Annotated in this window: 15 protein-coding genes; 7 read left to right on the top strand and 8 right to left on the bottom strand. The window is 69.8% G+C overall.

Going from position 1 to position 15,201, the window contains the following annotated elements; translation table 11 throughout:
- The first annotated feature begins 52 nt into the window (after positions 1 to 52).
- The 5 genes from ACZ6O0_RS20355 to ACZ6O0_RS20375 are packed head-to-tail and all read left to right on the top strand — an operon-like array spanning position 53 to position 5,285.
- Positions 53 to 1,369, top strand: coding sequence for a glycoside hydrolase family 36 protein (locus ACZ6O0_RS20355; RefSeq protein WP_465766502.1), 1,317 nt, complete (start codon positions 53 to 55; stop codon positions 1,367 to 1,369).
- Positions 1,362 to 2,276 carry a carbohydrate ABC transporter permease gene (locus ACZ6O0_RS20360; RefSeq protein WP_465766503.1) on the top strand — a complete coding sequence of 305 codons (915 nt, stop codon included), beginning with the start codon at positions 1,362 to 1,364 and terminating at the stop codon, positions 2,274 to 2,276. Before ACZ6O0_RS20355 ends, ACZ6O0_RS20360 begins: the two co-directional genes overlap by 8 nt.
- On the top strand, positions 2,273 to 3,082 hold the full coding sequence (locus tag ACZ6O0_RS20365) for a carbohydrate ABC transporter permease (RefSeq protein ID WP_465766504.1): 810 nt from the start codon (positions 2,273 to 2,275) through the stop codon (positions 3,080 to 3,082). Before ACZ6O0_RS20360 ends, ACZ6O0_RS20365 begins: the two co-directional genes overlap by 4 nt.
- A 14-nt stretch (positions 3,083 to 3,096) precedes the next feature.
- Entirely contained in the window at positions 3,097 to 4,377 is a 1,281-nt protein-coding gene (locus ACZ6O0_RS20370) for an ABC transporter substrate-binding protein (RefSeq protein ID WP_465766505.1), read from the top strand.
- Positions 4,374 to 5,285: a phytanoyl-CoA dioxygenase family protein gene (locus tag ACZ6O0_RS20375; RefSeq protein WP_465766506.1), complete on the top strand. Its 912-nt coding sequence runs from the start codon at positions 4,374 to 4,376 to the stop codon at positions 5,283 to 5,285. Before ACZ6O0_RS20370 ends, ACZ6O0_RS20375 begins: the two co-directional genes overlap by 4 nt.
- Here ACZ6O0_RS20375 and ACZ6O0_RS20380 read toward each other — a convergent pair.
- Positions 5,282 to 6,193 carry an NADP-dependent oxidoreductase gene (locus ACZ6O0_RS20380; RefSeq protein WP_465766507.1) on the bottom strand — a complete coding sequence of 304 codons (912 nt, stop codon included), beginning with the start codon at positions 6,191 to 6,193 and terminating at the stop codon, positions 5,282 to 5,284. The two genes, ACZ6O0_RS20375 and ACZ6O0_RS20380, sit on opposite strands and share 4 nt — an antisense overlap.
- A 140-nt stretch (positions 6,194 to 6,333) precedes the next feature.
- Between ACZ6O0_RS20380 and ACZ6O0_RS20385 the strand changes: the two genes are divergently transcribed.
- Entirely contained in the window at positions 6,334 to 7,581 is a 1,248-nt protein-coding gene (locus ACZ6O0_RS20385; RefSeq protein ID WP_465766508.1) for a helix-turn-helix transcriptional regulator, read from the top strand.
- Here ACZ6O0_RS20385 and metG read toward each other — a convergent pair.
- Both metG and rsmI read right to left on the bottom strand, forming a co-directional pair.
- A complete protein-coding gene (metG, locus tag ACZ6O0_RS20390; protein WP_465766509.1) occupies positions 7,578 to 9,143 on the bottom strand; it encodes a methionine--tRNA ligase in 1,566 nt (521 codons plus the stop codon). The two genes, ACZ6O0_RS20385 and metG, sit on opposite strands and share 4 nt — an antisense overlap.
- A gap of 29 nt (positions 9,144 to 9,172) precedes the next feature.
- A complete protein-coding gene (gene rsmI / locus ACZ6O0_RS20395) occupies positions 9,173 to 10,015 on the bottom strand; it encodes a 16S rRNA (cytidine(1402)-2'-O)-methyltransferase (protein ID WP_465766510.1) in 843 nt (280 codons plus the stop codon).
- Positions 10,016 to 10,211: 196 nt separating this feature from the next.
- Here rsmI and ACZ6O0_RS20400 point away from each other — a divergent pair, with 196 nt between their 5' ends.
- Positions 10,212 to 11,762 (top strand): dolichyl-phosphate-mannose--protein mannosyltransferase, encoded by a 1,551-nt coding sequence (locus tag ACZ6O0_RS20400; protein ID WP_465767063.1) that lies wholly within the window; start codon positions 10,212 to 10,214, stop codon positions 11,760 to 11,762.
- Between the two features lies 1 nt (position 11,763).
- Here ACZ6O0_RS20400 and ACZ6O0_RS20405 read toward each other — a convergent pair whose 3' ends face one another.
- The 5 genes from ACZ6O0_RS20405 to ACZ6O0_RS20425 all read right to left on the bottom strand — a co-directional run bounded on the left by ACZ6O0_RS20405 (position 11,764) and on the right by ACZ6O0_RS20425 (position 15,196).
- On the bottom strand, positions 11,764 to 12,219 hold the full coding sequence (locus ACZ6O0_RS20405) for a GNAT family N-acetyltransferase (RefSeq protein WP_465766511.1): 456 nt from the start codon (positions 12,217 to 12,219) through the stop codon (positions 11,764 to 11,766).
- 52 nt (positions 12,220 to 12,271) lie between these two features.
- Complete coding sequence (locus tag ACZ6O0_RS20410; protein ID WP_465766512.1) at positions 12,272 to 12,946, bottom strand: DUF1707 SHOCT-like domain-containing protein; 675 nt, start codon at positions 12,944 to 12,946, stop codon at positions 12,272 to 12,274.
- 80 nt (positions 12,947 to 13,026) lie between these two features.
- Positions 13,027 to 14,259 carry an MFS transporter gene (locus ACZ6O0_RS20415; protein ID WP_465766513.1) on the bottom strand — a complete coding sequence of 411 codons (1,233 nt, stop codon included), beginning with the start codon at positions 14,257 to 14,259 and terminating at the stop codon, positions 13,027 to 13,029.
- A complete protein-coding gene (locus ACZ6O0_RS20420) occupies positions 14,256 to 15,077 on the bottom strand; it encodes a Rossmann-like domain-containing protein (protein WP_465766514.1) in 822 nt (273 codons plus the stop codon). Before ACZ6O0_RS20420 ends, ACZ6O0_RS20415 begins: the two co-directional genes overlap by 4 nt.
- Positions 15,074 to 15,196 (bottom strand): hypothetical protein, encoded by a 123-nt coding sequence (locus ACZ6O0_RS20425; RefSeq protein ID WP_465766515.1) that lies wholly within the window; start codon positions 15,194 to 15,196, stop codon positions 15,074 to 15,076. Before ACZ6O0_RS20425 ends, ACZ6O0_RS20420 begins: the two co-directional genes overlap by 4 nt.
- Positions 15,197 to 15,201 lie beyond the last annotated feature (5 nt).

Here is a 15,201-nt window from a genome sequence, read left to right on the forward strand (position 1 = left end):
GATTACCTCCACAGCAGCAAGATCCTGCACACCCAGCGAATCGAGGATCCCCGTGGGCTTCAGCACCGTCATCGAGCTCGGGTACGACGACAGCACCCTGGTCTTCGAGCACGGTTGGCAGTCGTGGAGCCCGAGCGGCTGGTACCGGCTCGATGCGAGTCCGCCCCGGCCGACCGCGCCGAACCACCACGTGATGGCGTACCGCCCGGGCGTGACGGCCGGCCGGTTCCAGGGCGAGGGACTGCTCGCGGTCGCGACCGGCGGCGAGGTCACCGTGGTCGCCGCGACCACCCTGACCTCGGTCCCGTCGATCCGCTGTGAGGTCCGGCCGGACCGGCTGGTGATCTCGGCCGACGGCGAGGTCGCGACGACGACGAGCTCCCACGCCAACCCGAACCAGGCGCTGGCCAACTGGGCCGACACCTTCGCGGCCGGTACGCCGCAGGTCCGCGTGTTCGGCCCGTCCTGGTGCAGCTGGTACGCGTACTGGGGCAAGGTCACCGAGCGGGACGTGATGACGGATGTCCGGCAGTTCGACCAGCACGACCTGAGCGTCGACCTGGTCCTGCTGGACGAGGGCTACCAGGCCGAGATCGGCGACTGGCTGACACCGCGCGACGACTTCGGATCGACCGTACGGCTCGCCTCGGACATCCGGTCCAGCGGCCGGCGGGCCGGGATCTGGGTGGCGCCGTTCCTGGTCGGCAGCAACAGCGAGACCGCTCGCCGGCATCCCGAGTGGCTCGTCCCGGGGATCACCGCGGGCACCAACTGGGGCCAGGAGCAACTGGTTCTGGACGTGACGCACCCGGGCGCCGCACGCCACCTGCAGGACGTGTTCACCGAGCTGTGCCGGCAGGGCTACGACCACTTCAAGCTCGACTTCGTGTACGCCGGTGCGATCGAGGGCCCGCGACACGAGCAGGTCGACGGCATCACGGTGTACCGGCACGGGATGCGGCTGCTGCGCGAGGCCGTCGGGCCCAACCGGATCCTGCACGGCTGCGGCGCCCCGATCCTGCCGAGCCTCGGGCTGGTCGACTGCATGCGCATCTCGCCCGACACCGATCCCCTGGTCGAGCCGCCGTCCGGCGACATCAGCCAGCCCGGCCAGCGCGGCGCCCGGTCGACCTCGGTGGCGCGCGAGTTCCTGCACGGCCGGTGGTGGGCGAACGACTCCGACTGCCTGATCGTGCGCCCCGACGTCCAGGACCGCGAGCGGTGGGCCGACCACATCGAGACCGGCCCCGGCCTGCGGATGTCCAGCGACCCGATCGCAGGACTGGATCGCTGGGGCCTGGATCGCACCCGCGAACTGCTCACCCCGAGCTCGCCACGGCCGCACCCGCTCAAGGATCCCGATGCTTAGGCCGGCGCCCCGGCGGACCCGTCGCCCGGACCGGCACCGGCAGACGCTGGCCGCGTACGCCCTCCTGGCACCGAGCCTCGTCGGCGTCCTCGGCTTCCTGCTCGCGCCCGTGGTGATCGTGATCGTGCTCAGCCTGTTCGACTGGAAGTTGCTGGCGGCACCGGAGTTCGTAGGGCTGGCCAACTACCGCGAACTGGTTGCCGACGGCGACGTCTGGCACTCGTTGCTGGTCACCCTGTACTACGTCCTGATCTGCGTGCCGGGGACGACGATCCTCTCGCTGCTGCTGGCCCTGCTGGTCGACCGCAAGCTGCGCTGGATGAAGTACTTCCGGGCGCTGCTGGTGATCCCCTGGATGGCGACGCCGGTCGCCCTCGGCCTGGTCTGGACCTGGATCTTCGACCCCGGCCGCGGCGCTCTCAACCAGTTCCTGGGCATCTTCGGCATCGACGGTCCGGCCTGGTTGTCGTCGCCGCTGCTGGCGATGCCGAGTGTCGCCGCCGTCCACATCTGGCAGTTCGCCGGCTACAACATGCTGTTCTTCCTGGCCGGTCTGCAGAACATCCCGCAGTCGTTGCGGGAGGCGTCGGCACTCGACGGCGCGTCCCCGGTCAAGCACTTCTTCGCGATCACGCTCCCGCTGCTGCGGCCGACGATGCTGTTCGTGCTGATCACCAACGTGATCGGCTCGTTCCAGGCCTTCGACACGATCTTCGTGATGACCGAAGGCGGCCCGGGCGACAGCACCGAGGTGGCGACGTACCTGATCTACGACGAGGCGTTCCGCAAGTTCGACTTCGGCTACGCGTCGACGATCTCGGTGCTGCTGTTCGCGGTGGTGCTGATCGCCACCATCTCCCAGTTCGTGTACTCCGAGCGCCGTACGACCTACGAGGTGACCGGATGAAACTCCGCCTCTTCACGTACGCCGTCCTGGTGGCCGGCTGCGTGTTCGCGATCTTCCCGTACTTCCTGTCCGTGCTCACCGCGTTCAAGGGCCCGGGGCAACTGTCGGAGACACTGCCCTGGGAGCCGGGACTGCCGCCGAGTGTGACCGCGTTCGACCGGCTGTTCGCGTCCGGGTTCGGCGGCTACCTGATGAACACGGTGCTCGTCACGGCCGGGATCACCGCCGGGCAGGTGGTGTTCGCGGTCCTGGCGGCGTACGCGTTCGCCCGGCTGTCGTTCCCGGGCCGGGACGCCTTGTTCTGGGTGTACCTGTCCACCCTGATGGTGCCGCCGGTGGTCACGATGATCCCGCTGTACCTGATGATGCAGAAGCTCGGGCTGGTCGACACCTGGGCCGGGCTGATGCTGCCGACGATGCTCGGGACGCCGTACGCGATCTTCCTGCTCCGGCAGTTCTTCCGCAGCATCCCGGCCGACCTCGAGGACGCGGCCCGGATCGACGGGGCCGGCCGGGTCCGCACGCTGCTCTCGATCGTGCTGCCGCTGTCCAAGCCGATCCTGGTCACCGTCACCACCCTCGCGGTGGTCGCCAACTGGAACAGCTTCCTCTGGCCGCTGATCATCACCAGCAGCGAGGACAAGCGGCTGCTCTCGGTCGGCATCGCCTTGTTCAAGAGCGAGATCGGCGTCGACTACAACGCCGTGATGGCCGGCAGCCTGGTCGCGCTGGTGCCGCTGCTGGTGCTCTTCGTCGTCTTCCAGCGCTTCATCGTCCGCTCGGTCGCGGTCACCGGGCTCAAGTAACTTCGGAGGATCTGATGTCTCGAAAGCTTTCCCGGCGGACGTTCCTGATCGGCGCCGGCAGTGTCGTCGCCCTGGCCGGCTGCGGCTCCTCGAACGACGGCGCTCCGAGTGGCGGCGGCAAGGTCGAGCTCGTGTACCGGCTCTGGGACGAGCAGCAGGAGGTCGGCTACAAGGCCGTGTTCGCGGCGTTCACGGCCGAGAACCCGGACATCACCGTCCGGATGGAGGTGCTGCCCTGGGACCAGTACTGGACCAAGCTCACCACCGAGCTGGCCGGCGGCAAGGCACCGGACGTGTTCTGGCTGACCGTCGACTACTTCCCGGACTTCGCGAGCAAGGGCGTCCTCGCGCCACTCGACGACCTGATCTCGAAGGCCGGCCTGAAACTCGACTCGTACCACCCGAACGTGGTGCAGTCGTACAAGTTCGAGGACAAGCAGCTGGGGATGCCGAAGGACATGGGCATCGTCGGGCTGCTGTACAACAAGAACCTGTTCGCGAAGGCCGGTGTCACGATGCCGGCCGAACTGACCTGGGCACCGGACGGCTCGGGCAGCTTCCTCGAGGTGGCCCGCACGCTGACCGTCGGTGGCAAGCAGTGGGGCTTCTGCTCCTGGAACCACAGCCAGACCCAGTGGCTGAACTGGATCGCCTCCAACGGCGGCCACGCGATGGACAAGCCGTACGGCACCTTCGACTTCTCCGGCCAGAAGGCGGTCGAGGGCCTGCAGTTCGCGCGGGACCTGGTCTTCAAGTGGAAGGTGTCGCCGGACGGCACCCGGACGAACCCACCGACCGGGCAGGCGACCGAGATGTTCTACCGCGGCGAGGTCGCGATGTTCCCGGCGAACAACGCGCTGCTGCCGTTCGCGCTGCCGGAGGTGAAGTTCCCGATCGGAGTGGCCGCGATGCCGGCCGGACCGGCCGGGCGCACGGTGGTGATCAACGGGCTCGCCGAGACGATGTTCGCCAGGACCAAGCACCCCGACGAGGCCGGCAAGCTGGTCGCGTTCCTCGGTTCGGAGAAGGCGCAGCGACTGATGGGCGACGCGGGGTACATCATCCCGGCGCTGAACGACGCCGGCGCCGGGTACGAGGCGTTCTGGAAGAAGAAGGACATCGACGTCCAGCCGTTCCTCGACTCGGCGGCCGGCAGCACGGTGAACCTGCCGATCGCCGAGGGCTGGACCGCGAAGTCGCCCGAGATCAACAAGGCCGTGAACGACCTGTACCTGGACAAGGTGGACGTCGCGTCGATCGCCGCGGCCATGGACAAGATCGGAAACGAGAAATGAAGGAACTGACGGACTCCTCCGACGCGCTTGCCGATGCGGCTGTCCTGCGGACGCGGCTGGCCACGGACGGGTACTTGTTCTTTCGCGGGCTGTTGCCGGTCGACGTGGTTGGCGACGTGCGGGACCGGCTGGCCCGGATTCTGTACGACAGCAACTGGCTGGCCCCTGGTAGCGAGGCTGCGGAGTTGATCGCGTCGGAGCGGGCGGTCGAGGAGGGATCGCCGGGGTTCTTCGGCGCCTACACCGCGATCCAGAGCACCGAGGCGTTCCATCGGCTGGCCGTGCGGCCCGAGTTGCTCGACCTGACGAGCCGGCTGCTGGGTGAGGAGACGTTCGCGCATCCGGCGCACATCTGCCGGATCGCGCCGCCGTCGCCCGGCGCCAACCCGACCCCGATCCACCAGGACTACCGGTTCATCCAGGGGTGCGTCGACACGCTGACCACCTGGCTGCCGCTCAGTGCGGCGCCGCCGGAGATCGGTGGGCTGCGGGTGTACGCCGGCTCGCCGCGGCTCGGCGTACTGCCGGTCAAGGCGTCCGACGGGCCGGGGATGATGCGGGCCGAGGCGGACGAGGACCACCCCGAGTGGCGGACGACGTCGTACCAGCCCGGGGATGTGCTGCTGTTCGGGAGCCTCACCGTGCACGGCGCGATGCCGAACCGGACCAAGCAGCTGCGGCTCTCGGCCGACTTCCGCTACCAGGCCGTCAGTGCGCCGATGGCCCGCGACCTGCTGGGGACCGGCAAGCCGCACTACCACCCGGACGTGCCGGACTTCCCGACCCTCACCCGCGGCTGGACCTCGACCGACTGCGTCGAGATCCCAGCCGGGGTGACCTTCGTCGACCGCTGGGACCCGCGGGTGGACGACGTACCGACGCCGCCCTCGCGGTTCGCCTACACCTAGGCCAGTACGACGACCTTGCCGGGAGCGTGGCCGGATTCGCTGAGTTCCTGGGCCTTCGCGGCGTCGGCGAGGGCGAAGGTCTCGGCGATCCGGACCCGGAGCGTGCCGTCCGCGGCGGCCTGCAACTGGCTCGCCAGGGCGGCCCGGATCTCTTCGGGGCTCGAGCTGCTGCCCGTCGACACCGCGATGCCGCGCGCGCCGGCCTGCATGTCCGCGATCGTGACGATGCGGTCGGTGCCGCCGCGGAGCTCGATCGACTCGTCGATTCCGCCTTGGCCGGCGGTGTCGTAGACCGCGTCGATGCCCTGCGGCGCGGCCTCGCGGACGCGGTCCAGCAGGCCTTCGCCGTACGCGACCGGGACGACGCCGAGCTCGCGGAGGAAGTCGTGGTTCGCGGGCGACGCCGTGCCGATGACGGTGACGCCGGCAGCCTTGGCGAGCTGGGCCGCGATCGAACCGACGGCACCCGCGGCGCCGTGCAGCAGCAGGGTCTCGCCCTCCTTGAGCTGCAGGTCGTCCAGGACGCGCTGCGCGGTCTCACCCGCGACCGGCAGGCCGACGGCTTCCTCCCAGCTCAGTCCGGCCGGCTTGCGGGTGACGTTGCCGACGATCGCGTGCTCGGCGTACGCGCCGGTCGCGGACCAGCCGACCACCTCGTCGCCGACCGCGAACTCCGCGCCCTCGCCGGCCTCGTCGACCACGCCGCCGACCTCCATCCCCGGCGTGGCCGGGAACGTCACGTCGATGAACCCCTGGGTCCAGCCGCGGCGGATCTTGAAGTCGATCGGGTTCACCCCGGCCGCGCGGACGCGGACCCGCACCTGCCCGGGACCGGCGTGCGGCTCGGCCACTTCCTCGGTCCGCAGCACCTCGGGACCGCCGAACTCGGTGAATACCACGGCTTGCATACTCTGCCTCCGTCAATTGGTTGTCGCTTTAATCAAATGCTGACGGGTGGAGCGGCATTCCCGACTGGCCGAACGGACGGTTGTCCACCGTCCGAAAGACGGGCTCGGGTGGACGCATCAACCGACGTACGCTGGGGCTCATGGAGACGGCAGACGAGGTGCTGGCCGCCGCGGCGCAGATCATCGACGGCCCGACCGCGGAGCTGCTCGAGCGACTCTCGGCGGCCACCGCCGAGCTGATCCCGCACCGTGCGGTCGCCCAGCTCGCCTCCCAGTGCGCCTCCACCCCCGTCACCGCGTACGGCGATCCCGCCGTGGCCAAGGCCATCACGGGCGCCGACCTGGCCGGCCTTCTCGGCACAGTGACCGCCGGTCACGCGTGGCAGGGCGTCGTACCGATCGCCGGCGCGCAGCATCCCGTCGTGGCCGTCGCCAGCGACCGGGCACCGCGCGGATCAGTGGTCGTCTTCATCCGGTACGACGAGACGCCGACGGACGCGGCCACCACCCTCCAGGCGTTGTGGGACCTGGTCACCGCGCACATGTACCGGCTCACGCTCGAGCGGGAGCCCGGCGCGCTCGCGCAGAACCGGGCGGTGGCCGAGGCCCGCGCCGACCTCGCCGCCGAGCTCGGCGAAGCCCACGCGGCCACGCTCGCCACCCTCCTCGGCCTGCTGCGGAACCAGCGGATCGACGACGCCGCGGCCCGATCGATGGCCGTGGAGGTGGCGTTGAACGGGCTGGCCGAGCTGCGCACCGACACCCAGCGGGACCGGGTATGCAGTGGCGAGGAGCCGGCCGGCAAAGCGTTCGAACGGCTCGCCGACTCGCTCCGTGCCCTCCTCCGGCACGGTCCGGTCGAGCTCGAACTGGATGCCCCGGGCAACGATCGCCTGATCCCGGGCGGGGTCGCGCACCGGGCCCGGGTCGCCGTCCGGTCCGTGGTCCTCGCGATGCTCACCCAGGACCGGGTACGGCGGATCCGCGTCGGCTGGCGCTGGACCGGGACCGACCTGCAGGCCACCGTCCGCGACGACGGCCCCGGCCGGCTCGAGGACGTCCTGGACCTCGGGCAACTCGCCGAACGCCTCCGCCTGCACGACGACGACCTCGACCTGGACGCCGTCCCCGGCTGGGGCCTGACCGCCCGGATCACGCTCCACGCCCACGAGACGGCCCAGCCCATCAGCCCGGCCCCACTGACCGCCCTCGGGACGCGCGAACTAGAGGTGCTCGAGCGGATCGCCCAGGGTCAGCGCAACCGCTCGATCGCCGACGACCTGCACATCAGCGAGTCCACCGTGAAGTTCCACGTGGCCAACATCCTCACCAAACTGGACGTGACCACGCGGACCCAGGCGGCCGCCCTCTACCACGCGACGGCTTAGGACTCTTCGAGCCGCGGGAAGAGAGCGTCGCCCTTGGTCAGGACCGAGCCGGCCGGGAGCTGGCCCCAGGTGCCGGTGTCCTGCACGCGCTGGTCGGCGAGCGCACCCAGCTTGGCCTCGGCGCCGAGCAGCGCCCACAGCTTGGCCGCCGTCTTGGGCATCGTCGGGTTGTGCAGTACGGCGACCGCCCGCAGCGCCTCCGCCGAGCTGTAGAGGATCGTGGCCAGCCGGTCCCGCTGGGACCCGTCCTTCGCCACCTTCCACGGCTCCTGCTCGGTGACGTAGCCGTTGATCGCTCCGACCAGGTCGTTGATCGCGGCCAGCGCGTCCTGGAAGGCGAGCGTGTCGATCGCCTTGTCCGCGGTCGCCACCGTCTCGGCCAGCTTGCCGGCCAGCGCCTGCTCGGCCGGACCGTGGTCGGTGGGCTCCGGCAGCGCGCCGTCGAAGTACTTGCCGACCATCGCCGCGATCCGGCTGGCCAGGTTGCCCAGGCCGTTGGCGAGCTCGGAGGTGTAGACCGCGCTCAGGTGCTCCCAGGAGAACGAGCCGTCCGACCCGAACTGGATGGTCCGCAGGAAGTAGTACCGGAACGCGTCCGAGCCGAAGTGGTCGGTGATCTCGTGCGGCGCGATCGCGGTCAGCTTGGACTTGCTCATCTTCTCGCCGCCGACCAGCAGCCAGCCGTGCGCGAAGACCTGCCGCGGCACCGCGACCTCGGCGGCCATCAGCATGGCCGGCCAGATCACCGCGTGGAACCGGAGGATGTCCTTGCCGACCAGGTGCACGTCGACCGGCCACAGCCGCTCGAACCGCTCCGGGTCGGTGCCGTAGCCCGCGGCCGTCACGTAGTTGAGCAGCGCGTCGATCCAGACGTAGAGGACGTGGTCCTCGTCCCACGGGACCGGGATGCCCCAGTCGAAGGTCGACCGGGTGATCGACAGGTCCTGCAGGCCCTGCTTGACGAACGCGATCACCTCGTTGCGGGCGCTCGCGGGCGCGACGAAATCGGGCTGCGACTCGTACAGCTCCAGCAGCTTGTCGGCGTACGCCGAGAGCCGGAAGAAGTAGTTGGTCTCCGAGACCGTCTCCAGCTCGGTGCCGTGGATCATGCACCGCTGGGTGCCGTCCTCGTCGGTGCGGATGTCCGTGGGGAGCTTGAACTCCTCACAGCCGACGCAGTACAGGCCCTCGTACTCGCCCTTGTAGACGTCGCCCTTGTCGTAGAGGGTCTGCCAGAACTCGCGGACCCGCTCGGTGTGGCGCTGCTCGGTGGTCCGGATGAAGTCGTCGTACGCGATGTCGACGTCGACCCAGGCCGGCTTCCAGGCCTCCTCGACCAGCTTGTCCGTCCACGCCTGCGGGGACATGCCCTGCGCCTCGGCGCTGCGCATCACCTTCTCGCCGTGCTCGTCGGTACCGGTCAGGTACCACTTGCGCTCGCCGCGCTGGGCGTGCCAACGGGTCAGGACGTCCCCGGCCACCGTCGTGTAGGCGCTGCCGATGTGCGGCGGGGCCGTGACGTAGTAGATCGGGGTGGTGACGTAATAGGCCTTCTCGGACATGCCTTAAAGGGTAGTGGTCCGGCCCAGGGTTACTGACCAGGGTCTCGGGCGGCCAGTACGGCGTCGTACACGGTCCGTTTCGGGACGTTGAAGCGCTTGGCGACGTCCGCGATCGCCTGCTTACGCGGAGTGCCCGCCTCCTCGTCGACGGCGACCTCCGCGGCCAGCTGCTCCGGGGTGAGGACCTTGTCCGGGTCCGCGCCGGCGACGACGACGGTGATCTCGCCGCGGACGCCGTCCTTCGACCAGGTGACGAGGTCGCTCACCGGGCCGCGTTTCACCTCTTCGTAGGTCTTGGTGAGCTCGCGGCACACCGCCGTACGACGGTCCGCGCCGAACGCCTCGCTCATCGCCTCGAGGGACGCCGTCAGCCGGTGCGGGGCCTCGAAGAACACCATCGTCCTGGGCTCCTCCGCCAGCTCCCCCAGCCGCCGGGCCCGCTCCCCCGGCTTGCGCGGCAGGAACCCCTCGAACGTGAACCGGTCCACCGGCAGCCCGCTCAGCGCCAGCGCGGTCAGTACGGCGGAAGGCCCGGGAACGGCCGTGATGTCGACCCCGGCCTCGATCGCCGCGGCCACCAGCCGGTACCCGGGATCCGACACACTCGGCATCCCCGCGTCCGTCACCACCACCACCGTCTGCCCCGAGGTCAGCGCCTCCAGCAGCTCCGGCGTCCGCTCCCGCTCGTTCCCCTCGAAATAGCTGACCACCTTCGCGGTGACCCCGATCCCCAGGTCGCCGGTCAGCCGACGCAGCCGCCGCGTGTCCTCCGCGGCCACCACATCCGCCTCCGCCAGCACCCTCCCCAACCGCGGCGAAGCATCCAGCACATCCCCAATAGGAGTCCCCGCCAACACCAATCGCCCGGTCACCAGGCCATCATCCCAGCCGCCCGGACCGCCCGCGGGGAGGCGGTGCTCCCCGGGCGTCCGTACGATGGCCGTCGTGGCTGCTGTGATCGAGGACGGGACTGCGCGGCGGAGTGACGCTGCCGACGGGCTGGACACGCTCGGGCGGGACGTGCTCGGGAGACGGCTGCCGCCGTTGAAGGAGCGGTTGTACCCGCCGATGCCGAAGGACTTCGACGGTGGGTGGATCGCGACGCTGGCGATCACCGCGATGGCCGCGATCCTGCGGTTCTGGAACCTCGGCAACCCGGTGAAGTTCGTCTTCGACGAGACGTACTACGCCAAGGACGCGTTCAGCCTGCTCAAGTTCGGCTACGCGCGGCAGTTCATCGACCAGCCCGAGGGGGCCGCCGACAAGGCGATCCTGGCCGGCAACCTGGACGTCTTCAAGGACACCCCGAGCCTGACCGTGCACCCCGAGGTCGGCAAGTGGATGATCGCCGCCGGTGAGCAGCTGTTCGGGATGAACACGTTCGGCTGGCGGTTCATGCCGGCCCTGTTCGGCACCCTGACCATCCTGCTGGTGATCCGGACGGTCCGCCGGATGGCCCGGTCGACCCTGATCGGCGCCATCGCGGGCCTGCTGCTCGCGGTCGACGGACTGCACTTCGTGATGTCCCGGGTCGCGCTGCTGGACATCTTCCTGGCGTTCTGGATCGTCGCCGCGATCTCCTGCCTGGTCGCCGACCGGGACTGGACCCGCCGCCGGCACGCCGAGACCCTCGACACCCCGGTCCCCGACGGCGGCCGCCGTACGGTCGGCCGCTGGCTGCTGCTCCGGCCCTGGCGGATCCTGGCCGGGATCTGCTTCGGCCTCGCGTGCGGCACCAAGTGGTCCGCGATCTGGGTGCTGGCCGGCTTCGGCATCCTGGTCTTCGCCTGGGACCTGGGCGCCCGGCGCGCGCTCGGCGTCCGGTTCGCGTTCGTGAAGTCGGCGCTCGTCGACGGCATCCCGGCGTTCTTCAGCATCGTCCTGGTCGCGCTGATCACCTACCTGGCGACCTGGACCGGCTGGCTGCTGCACGACAACGCCTACGACCACGACTACGCGTCCAAGAACCCGGCGCACGGCGTGATGAAGGTCGTCCCGGACGACTTCCGCTCGCTGCTGCACTACCACCAGGAAGTGCTCGCCTTCCACACCGGCGACTACATCAAGCACGCCACCCACCCGTACGCCTCGAACCCGGCCGGCTGGCCGATCATCGCCCGTCCGATCGGGTTCGACGCGGTCAACGACATCAAGGCCGGTACGCCGGGCTGCAACCCGCCGGCCGGGACGAACTGCCTGTCGGTGATCTCCGCCCTCGGTACGCCGATCCTGTGGTGGGGCGGCGCCCTCGCGCTGATCTCGGCCCTGGTGCTGTGGATCGGCGCGCGCGACTGGAGATTCGGCGTACCGATCGTCGGCTACGTGACCTGCTGGGTGCCGTGGTTCGCGTTCGACGACAGACCGATCTTCTTCTTCTACGCCGTGACGATGATCCCGTTCACGGTGATGGCGCTGGCCCTCGTCCTCGGCAAGATCCTCGGGCCGGCCCGGGCCGCATTGGGTACGGCGACGCCCCGAAGACTGATCGGCAGCGCCGTCGTCGGCGCGTTCGTCGTCCTCGTCGTCCTGAACTTCGCCTACATCTGGCCGATCCTGACCGACAAGGTGCTCCCCCACCCGGACTGGCTCAGCCGCATGTGGTTCAAGTCCTGGATCTAGGTCAGCGGGGCGCGTAGTCGATCGTGCGGAACGGCCAGAGCGTGGCCAGCCAGTTGGTGACCGCTTCGTACAGCGGCACGTCCAGCTCGGACCGGTCGGCGCTGACCCACGAACGGACGTCGGTGACGTGCTCGTCCTTGCGGGACGGATAGATGTACACGCACCCGATAACCTCGCCGCCGCCGGCGTCGAGCACGGTGTAGGTGAATCCTCGGCGCTGGACGAAGTCGTCCGCGTGACGCTGCAGGTCGCCCAGGTTCGCGTCCGTGCTCATGCCGTCGACCGGCGGCCAGCTGCCCTGGAAGCCAGGGGTCGCGCGAATGTGGTCGATGCTGCTGGTCCACGCGGCGTAGTCGGCGGCGTTGTGCTGCGGGCCGAGCGGCTCCAGCCGGAACCGGGGCGTGATCAGCTCGGTGGGGACGACGAAATCGGAGGGGACGAACGGCTGGCCGGTCATGGTCGAAGGCTATGAGCCGGAGCGCCCCACCGCACCCGAATTGCTCCGCCGATCAATGTCCCAGGTGGCCGTGGCCCTTGCCCTTGTTCTTCTTGTAGCGCTTGGCCGATGACTGGCCGCCGACACCGCCGAACAGGGCCAGGCCCTTCACCACGACGACGGGTGCGTTCGGGTCCGGGTCCTCGCTGCCGCGGGCCGCGAAACCGCCGAAGATGCCGACGCCCTCGTTGCGGACGCTGACGCCCTCCGGGACGGTGATGTCGATCCCGCCGAACACCGCGAACGCCCAGATCGTCACCTCGCGGCCCTCGAAGACCGCGTCGGTCATGTCCAGGTCGTGCCCGCCGAACACCGCGACCGCGTTGGTCCGGCGCTTCACCCGCCAGCGGCCCTTCCGCTCACCGCCGCCGAAGATCGCCAGCATGGTGTCGAAGCTCTCCGCCGGGTTGGCCGGCTCCTCGATCGGGACCGGGCTGTTCGACGCCACCGGCACCGGCATCGCGGCCGGCTGCGGCCCCTGGCCCGGGAGGAGGAGGTCGCGGGTGATCGGCTCCAGCTCGCCCAGGGTCCGCGCCTGCAGCGTCTGCTCCAGCCGCTCGGCATGCTCGTCCTGCGACAACCGCCCCGACATCAGGGCATCCCGCAGAACGTCGACAACCTGGTCGCGATCGGTGTCGGAAGCCCGCAGGTGCGCGTGCGGATGCGGGCGGTCGGGCAGGTTTTCCATAAGACCAAACGATATATCGAAGACGGCTCGGGGAGGACCCTGATCAAGCCCGGATCGGCCCCTCACCGCGGCGGTCGTCGTCACCCGATCGCGGGCCGCCGGACGCGGAGTGCGAGCAGGATCGCGATGGCCGTGATCGATGCGAAGGTCAGCGCCGTTCCGGGGTAGCCGCCGAGGCCGAGGCCGAGTCCACCGAGCGCGGCGCCGAGGAAGGTGCCGAGGCTCATGCCGGCCGCGTTGACGCTGAGGGCCGAGCCGCGCAGGTCGCCGCTGCGGCGGACCAGCAGGGTCGTGACACAGGCGGCGACGGTCGCGTGGCTGGCACCCATCAGGGCGGTCAGGAGCAGGGTGAGCGGCAGGGTCGGGGAGAAGTAGAACGCCGCGACGCCGATGAGGGCGAGGGCGAGGCCGGCGAGCAGCATCTTCTCCGCGCTGATCCACGGGCGTTCGAGGGCGATATAGCGGCCGGCCAGCAGGTTGCCGAGGAAGAACGAGGCACCGCTCAGGGACCAGACCAGCGCGAACCAGCCCGGTGCGAGGCCGAACTTCTCGTCGTAGAAGGCGGCGAGGTAGGCGAGGTAGCCCATGAAGGCTGCCGTCCGGAGCATCGCGACCGCGAGCAGCGGGAGCGCGCCGGGGATGCGGGCGAGGGTGCGGTAGGTCGCGAGGTAGCTCATCCGCTGGCCTTGGGCGGCCAGCGGTGCCTTGCGTCCGCGGCCACGCCAGAAGAAGGCTGCCGACAGGGCGAGTGAGATCACCGAGGCGGCGAGCAGGTTGCCGCGCCAGCCCCAGAGCAGGCCCGGTCCGGCGAGCAGTGGTGCCGCCAGCATCGCCATCGCGGACGTTGTCGCCGACACGAGGGTCGCCGCCCGGCCGGCCGCGGCCGGCGACCGGAACCGATCCGCCGCGGCCGCGCCGATCGACGGGGCCAGGATCGAGGTCGAGGCACCGATCAGCAAGCAGAACGTGGCCAGCGCGAAAACGTTGCCCACAGCACCAAGCGCCGCCGACACCCCCAGCAACGCCAGCCCGCCCGCAGCCACCAGCTCCCGCGCCAGCCGGTCGACCAACGGCGCCAGCGAGAACCCGACGATCAGCGCCGCCAGCCCACCCAGCCCCCGCAACCCACCGATCTCCGCCACACTCCCACCCGCCACCCCCGCGATCGGCACCAGATACATCCCGAACACCGTGAACGGAATCAGACTCACCGCCGAAGCCAGCAGAAAAGGCCACAACCGCCTAGCCATCCGCCAATCCCCCGGCACCTCCACCGGCGTCGAGAGGACCGCGGGATTCTGCGACGTGCTCATGTGTCCGTCCTGGGGTGGTAGCGGTAGAGGCTGGTGGGGCGGGCGCTGAACTGGGAGAAGGGGAAGGGCTCGGCGGAGAGGGCGGTGAGGCCGGAGCCGAGGAAGGCCCTGGCGACGGCGCTTCCGGTCTGAGCATAGACGGCCAGCGGCTTTGATTGCTCGCGGCAACGAGTAAGGAGTACGTCGAACGTCCCGTTGGACAACGTCATTCCGGTGGCGACGACCGCGTCCGCGGCATCGACAACCTCCGTCATGTCGCGGGAGACCGGCAGCCCGGATGCGGTCTCGCGGAGGTTGAAGTCACAGGGGAGACAGATCCCGCCGCGGGCGGTGATCGCGTCGACGAGCGGGTTCACGACGCCGATCAGCGCGACTTTGGTGCCCTCGGCAACGTCCAGCAGTCCCGCGACCGCCGCGTCACGGGCGCGGGCCCGGACGTCCGGCGTACCAGCGGGAAGGACGACCTCCTCGGCGTCAGGCGACTCGTGGTGCGGCTCGACCGTGGCCAGGTAGGCGTCCAGCGCCGCGATCCGCACCGGCAGCGGATCGTCGGACTGCAGTACGTCGGCAAGCGTGCGACCGGACGTGTCCGCGCAGTACGACGGCTCCAGCTCACCGGACTCGAACGAGCACGCGCCGAAGACCTCGCCGACCCGGAGCAGCACGTAGTAGTTCCGGTAGGTGACATCAGCCCCGGGCAACCGAGTGGTGTGGTGGAGCCAGAACGCACTGATGACAGAGAGCGTGGACGGGGAAGGACCCAACGAGCCGGAGAGAACCGAGGCAACGAGCTCGTCGACAGATGTGGGTGCGGTCATGGCAGATCGGCCAGCCTTTCGGGGTCGTACGTCAGGGCGGACAAATCGGAACGACCCGCGGGCTGGAAGCAGTACATCAGCGAGCGCCGGTCCTCCGGCAGCAGCACATACCCCGTCACGCGCT

The organism is Kribbella sp. NPDC048837, from assembly GCF_055586945.1.

What these genes read in the sequence shown, in the direction of transcription:
- ACZ6O0_RS20360 (WP_465766503.1), top strand. Translation starts at nt 1,362, where the DNA reads ATGCTTAGGCCGGCGCCCCGGCGGACCCGTCGCCCGGACCGGCACCGG.
- ACZ6O0_RS20365 (WP_465766504.1), top strand. Translation starts at nt 2,273, where the DNA reads ATGAAACTCCGCCTCTTCACGTACGCCGTCCTGGTGGCCGGCTGCGTG.
- ACZ6O0_RS20370 (WP_465766505.1), top strand. Translation starts at nt 3,097, where the DNA reads ATGTCTCGAAAGCTTTCCCGGCGGACGTTCCTGATCGGCGCCGGCAGT.
- ACZ6O0_RS20375 (WP_465766506.1), top strand. Translation starts at nt 4,374, where the DNA reads ATGAAGGAACTGACGGACTCCTCCGACGCGCTTGCCGATGCGGCTGTC.
- ACZ6O0_RS20380 (WP_465766507.1), bottom strand. Translation starts at nt 6,193, where the DNA reads ATGCAAGCCGTGGTATTCACCGAGTTCGGCGGTCCCGAGGTGCTGCGG.
- ACZ6O0_RS20385 (WP_465766508.1), top strand. Translation starts at nt 6,334, where the DNA reads ATGGAGACGGCAGACGAGGTGCTGGCCGCCGCGGCGCAGATCATCGAC.
- metG (WP_465766509.1), bottom strand. Translation starts at nt 9,143, where the DNA reads ATGTCCGAGAAGGCCTATTACGTCACCACCCCGATCTACTACGTCACG.
- ACZ6O0_RS20400 (WP_465767063.1), top strand. Translation starts at nt 10,212, where the DNA reads ATGCCGAAGGACTTCGACGGTGGGTGGATCGCGACGCTGGCGATCACC.
- ACZ6O0_RS20405 (WP_465766511.1), bottom strand. Translation starts at nt 12,219, where the DNA reads ATGACCGGCCAGCCGTTCGTCCCCTCCGATTTCGTCGTCCCCACCGAG.
- ACZ6O0_RS20410 (WP_465766512.1), bottom strand. Translation starts at nt 12,946, where the DNA reads ATGGAAAACCTGCCCGACCGCCCGCATCCGCACGCGCACCTGCGGGCT.
- ACZ6O0_RS20415 (WP_465766513.1), bottom strand. Translation starts at nt 14,259, where the DNA reads ATGAGCACGTCGCAGAATCCCGCGGTCCTCTCGACGCCGGTGGAGGTG.
- ACZ6O0_RS20420 (WP_465766514.1), bottom strand. Translation starts at nt 15,077, where the DNA reads ATGACCGCACCCACATCTGTCGACGAGCTCGTTGCCTCGGTTCTCTCC.